Annotated in this window: 3 protein-coding genes; 1 reads left to right on the plus strand and 2 read right to left on the minus strand. The window is 69.6% G+C overall.

Translation table 11 applies throughout. From position 1 onward, the window contains the following. Nucleotides 1–110 precede the first annotated feature (110 nt). Complete coding sequence (locus V7D28_RS13865) at nt 111–1,931, minus strand: DUF885 domain-containing protein (RefSeq protein ID WP_333587975.1); 1,821 nt, start codon at nt 1,929–1,931, stop codon at nt 111–113. Between the two features lie 111 nt (nt 1,932–2,042). Continuing rightward, nucleotides 2,043–3,533, minus strand: a complete 1,491-nt coding sequence (locus V7D28_RS13870) for an alanine/glycine:cation symporter family protein (protein ID WP_333587976.1) — start codon at nt 3,531–3,533, stop codon at nt 2,043–2,045. 184 nt (nt 3,534–3,717) lie between these two features. Here V7D28_RS13870 and V7D28_RS13875 point away from each other — a divergent pair. Continuing rightward, nucleotides 3,718–4,942 (plus strand): M20/M25/M40 family metallo-hydrolase (locus V7D28_RS13875; protein WP_333587977.1); only part of this gene is annotated, 1,225 nt, incomplete at its 3' end.

Here is a 4,942-nt window from a genome sequence, read left to right on the forward strand (position 1 = left end):
CTCAGCGCCCGTGCTTCGCCCCACCCTGGTCGCCCCCGCCCGCAGGCGGGGGGCGTGGAGAGCTGGGGCTGAGCGTTCAGCGTCCGGGGCAGGCGCCGGTAGAGACCGCCTCAGGCCCGTCGGGCGGCGATGTGGTTGTCGATCACCGCCTCCAGCACGGTCAGGGGCATGGCGCCTGACAGCAGGCCGGCGTCGTGGAAAGCGGCCATGTCGAAGCGCGGTCCCAGGGCCTGGCGGGCCTTGTCGCGCAGACGCAGCCAGGTGAGCTTGCCCACCATGTAGCTGCACGCCTGAGCGGGCCACACCGCATAGCGCTCGATCTCGGTGGTCGATGAGGAGATCGGCGAGCCGTCGATGGACGACATGGTCTCGATGGCCTGCTCGCGGCTCCAGCGTTTGGCGTGCAGGCCGGTGTCCACCACGAGGCGCGCGGCGCGGAACAGGGCGGCCTGAAGATAGCCCAGCTCGCCCAGGGGATTGTCCTCATAGACCCCCATCTCCTTGGCCAGTTCCTCGGCGTAGAGGGCCCAGCCCTCGCCATAGGCCGAGATGAAGGTGGCCCGGCGGATCATCGGCAGATCGGCCTCCTGCTGCAGGGCCAGCTGCATGTGGTGGCCGGGCAAGGCCTCATGATAGGTGAGCGTCGGCAGGGTCCAGGTGGGATTTTCCGCCGTGTCGCGCAGGTTGATCCAGAAGATGCCGGGGCGCGAGCCGTCCAGGGTGGGCTGGTTGTAATAGCCCCCCGGCGCGCCGGCCTCGATGAAGCTCGGCACCCGTCGCACCTCCACCGGCGCCTGGGGCAGGGTCCCGAAATAGTCGGGAAGCCGCTTGGCCATGGCCTCGGTCATGACGTTCAGGCTTTCGATCAGCTCGACCTTGCCCGCGTCGGTGTTGGGGTAGTGGTATTGCGGGTCCTTGAAGAGGGCGGCGATGCGCTCGCCGACGCTGCCCTGGGTGTAGCCCTGCGCCTGCAGGATCACCTCGGCCCGGGCCGACAGCTCCCGCGCCTGTTCCAGGCCGAGCTGATGGACCTCCTCGGCGCTGAGGGTCGTGGTGGTGGAGGCGCGCAGGGAGTGCTCATAGAAGGCCTCGCCGTCGGGCAGCCGCCAGCACCCCGCCTCGTGCACCGCCTGGGGCGCCCAGCTGCTGAGCAGGGCGATCTGACGGTCCAGGGCCGGCGCCACCTTGTCGGTGTAGATGGCCGAGGCGGCGGCGGCGAAATCCCCTTCCAGCCCTCGGGCGCGCGCCCGCTCGGCCACCGAGGTCACCAGGGGCGAGTCCGCCGGCGCGGTCTTCAGCCCGTTCATCTGGGTGAGCGCCCGCTCGATCACGAAGTCCGGGGGGATGACCCCCATGGCCGCCTCGGCCCGCGCCAGCTCCGTCTCCTGGTCCAGCACGGTGGCGAAGGCCTCGAGCCTGGCCAGATAGGCCTCGGCGTCGGCGCGGGTCTCGATCACATGCTGCGAACCGAGAAAGTCCGGAACATCCTGATAGGCGCCGTTGAGCTGGCTCAGCACATAGGGCGAGCCAGGACCATCGCCGCCGTAGGCGAACAGGCGGTTGGAGGCCGCGCGCGTCGCCAGTCCGTAATGCACGGCGTCATAATTGACCGCCGCCAGACCGGTGAGCTCTTCCCGCGGCAGGGTCTCCAGGCGGGCGAGTTGGTCGGCGGTGCGCGCCCGATCCCGGGCCATGGCCTCGGCCGAGGCCGGCGAGAGCTGGCTCTTGGCGGCCGCCCGGGCCCCGGTGTCCAGACCCAGGCGGGTGACCAGCTCAGGCCGGGCGTCCAGGGCCTCCTGGTAGAAGGCCTCCAGCATCGTGTTCAGACGTTGCTCGGCCTGCGGCGCCGTCCCCTGGGCCAGGGCGCGGGGGGCGGCGGTGAGCGCCATGGCGCCGGCGGCGCCGAAGAGCATCTGACGACGGTTGAACAAGGACCCGCTCCTGACTGTTACCTCTGTTACCGGTCAGGCTAGGGGGGACGGCCCGTCAAGGGAAGCGGCAAGGCGCCGCCGCGCGGCATTTCCCACGCGGCGGCTCAAGCCTCACTCGTGCTCAGGCCCGGCCTTCCGCTCGCCGCGGGCCAGCTTGAACACCACGCCCGACAACAGGGCCAGCGCCACAAGGTTGGGCAGGGCCATGCTGGCGTTGGAGATGTCGCCCAGACGCCAGACGAAGGTGATCTCCTGGAACGAGCCCACGAAGATCATGATCACCCAGATGACCCGGAAGGGGATCTTCACCCGGTCGCCGAACAGGTGGGTCGCCGCCCGTTCACCGTAATAGCTCCAGGTCAGCAGGGTAGTGAAGACGAACAAGATCAGCGCCACCGAGGCGATGAGCGAGCCGATGGCGAAGCCGAACACCGGCATGGGGAAGGCCGCCGCATAGGCCGCCTCGGTCATGGCGAAGCCGTTCAGGTCGGACGTCCAGACGTGTTCCTGCAGGGTCTGCACCCCGTCCGGGCCGGTGTGCGGGAAGGCGCCCTGCACAGTGAGCAGGACGAGGCCTGTGGCGGTGCAGATCACGATGGTGTCGATGAAGGTGCCCATCATGGCGAAGCGCCCCTGCCGCGCCGGGTCCTCGGTCTGGGCCACGGCGTGGGCGATGGGGGTGGAGCCCTGGCCGGCCTCGTTGGAGAACAGGCCGCGGGCCACGCCGGCGCGGATCGCCATGATCATGGCCGAGCCCAGGAAGCCGCCCGTGGCCGCGTGGCCGGTGAAGGCGCTCTCGAAGATGACGGCGAAGGCGCCGGGCAGGTCCTCGATATTGATGGCCAGGGCGATGCCGGCCATCAGCAGATAGGCCAGCGCCATGGACGGCACGATCTTCTCGGCCAGGGCGCCGATGGACTTGATCCCGCCGATAATCACGGCGAACACCGCCGACGCCACGATGAGGCCGCCGACCCAGTCGGGCCAGCCGGTCAGGGCGTGAATGGAATCGGCCACGGAATTGGCCTGGATCATGTTGCCGGTGGTCACCGACGAGAAGAGGGTGCCGACGCAGAACAGCACCGCCAACCAGCCCCACTTCTTGCCCAGGCCCTTGCGGATATAGGTCATGGGACCGCCGCGGAAACCGCCATCGGGGCCGCGCTCCCGGTAGCGGATGGCCAGAGCCCCTTCGGCGAAGGCCAGGGCCATGCCGATCAGGGCTGTGACCCACATCCAGAACAGCGCGCCCGGGCCGCCCAGGGTGATGGCGGTGGCCACCCCCGCCAGGTTGCCGGTGCCGACCTGGCCTGAGAGGGCGGTGGACAGGGCCGCGAAAGGCGAAATCTCGCCCTTCTTCCCGTCGCCCTCGGCGTCGGCTTCCTTCTCGCTCTTGAAGAGGCCGATGAAGGCGGTTCCCAGCTTGGTGATGGGATAGAAACGCAGGCCCACCATCATCCAGAGGCCGACCCCGAACAGGGCGATCACCATGGGGGGGAAGGGCAGCACCGAGGCGCCGTTCCAGGTCCCGCCCCAGATGAAGTCGCTGACGTTGGTCACCTGGTCATAAAAGGCCTGAATGGCGCTGTTCTCTTCCGGCATGGATCTCCCCCTCGCCCCGCGCCCCGCGCGCGAGCGGCGAACCTAGACCCGGCCAGCCGGACTTGACCAGAGGCCACGCATAGCAGAGCCATTGCGCATCCCACCGACGAAAGACCTGTTCGCAACGGTGGCGTTTGGCGCATCATGGCGCCTCTGTCTCAGCCAGACCTGCAGAAAGAGCGCCATGCAGAGCCGTGTTCGTCGAATCCTCGCCCTCCCGCCGCGCCTGGCCCTGGCCTTGCCCCTGAGCCTGGCCGTCCTGTGGGCGGGCCAGGCGGCGGGCGCCGAGCACCGGGCCGAGGCGATCTTCGCCAGCGAACGGTTCGCCGCCGCCAGGGCGCACCTGGCGGCCGACCACGACCGCACCGTGGACGACATCATCACCCTGACGGAAATCCCGGCGCCGCCCTTCCAGGAGGAACGACGCGCCGGCGCCTATCTCGACATGCTCAAGGCCCACGGCCTTTCCGAAACCGCCATGGACGCCGAGGGCAACGTCATGGGCCTGCGGCGCGGGGCAGGTCCGCAAGGCGGCCCCGTGGTGGTGATCTCGGCCCATCTGGATACAGTGTTCCCGCCTGAGACCGACGTGACCGTGCGGCGGGAGGGCACGCGTCTCATGGCACCGGGCGTGGGTGACGACAGCCGCTCCCTGGCTGTCCTGCTGGCCTTTGTCCGCGCCCTGGACGCCGCGGGCGTCACCACCGTCCATGACCTGCTGGTCGTGGGCACGGTGGGCGAGGAAGGTCCCGGCGACCTGCGCGGGGTGCGACACCTCTTCCAGGCCGGCGCTTACAAGGACCGGGTGGCGGCCTTCTTCTCCTTCGACGGGACCAATCCGGCGGCCCTGGTCAACGGAGCGGTGGGCTCGAAACGCTACCGCGCCACCTTCATCGGCCCGGGCGGCCACAGCTATGGCGCCTTCGGCATCGTCAATCCGATGGCGGCCATGGCGCGGGCCACCGCCCGACTTTACGAGGTCGAGGTCCCCGTGACGCCGCGCACCACCTATTCGGCCAGCGTCACCGGCGGCGGGGTTTCGGTGAACTCAATCCCTGCCGAGGTCTTCACCGAGTACGACATGCGCTCGGAAAGTCCGCAGGCCCTGGCCGACCTGGAACGGCGCCTGTTGGAAATCCTGCATGTGGCTGTGGCCGAAGAGAACACGGCCCGATCCACCGCCCAGGGCGCCGTGCGCCTGGACGCCCGGGTCATTGGCGACCGGCCGGCCGGCGGCACGCCCGCCGAGGAGCCCTTTATTCAGGGCGTGTCCGCGGCGCTGCGTCAGCTGGGCTTCGAGCCGCGGCTGTCGGCCTCGTCCACGGACTCCAACATTCCCATGAGCCTGGGCATACCCGCCGTCACCCTGGGGTCCGGCGGGACGGGCGGGCGGGCGCACGCCCTGGACG

The sequence above is a fragment of the Phenylobacterium sp. genome, assembly GCF_036723115.1.
GTDB lineage: Bacteria > Pseudomonadota > Alphaproteobacteria > Caulobacterales > Caulobacteraceae > Phenylobacterium.

Excerpts from the sequence above, each read along its gene's own strand:
- V7D28_RS13870 (WP_333587976.1), bottom strand. The coding sequence starts at position 3,533 with ATGCCGGAAGAGAACAGCGCCATTCAGGCCTTTTATGACCAGGTGACC.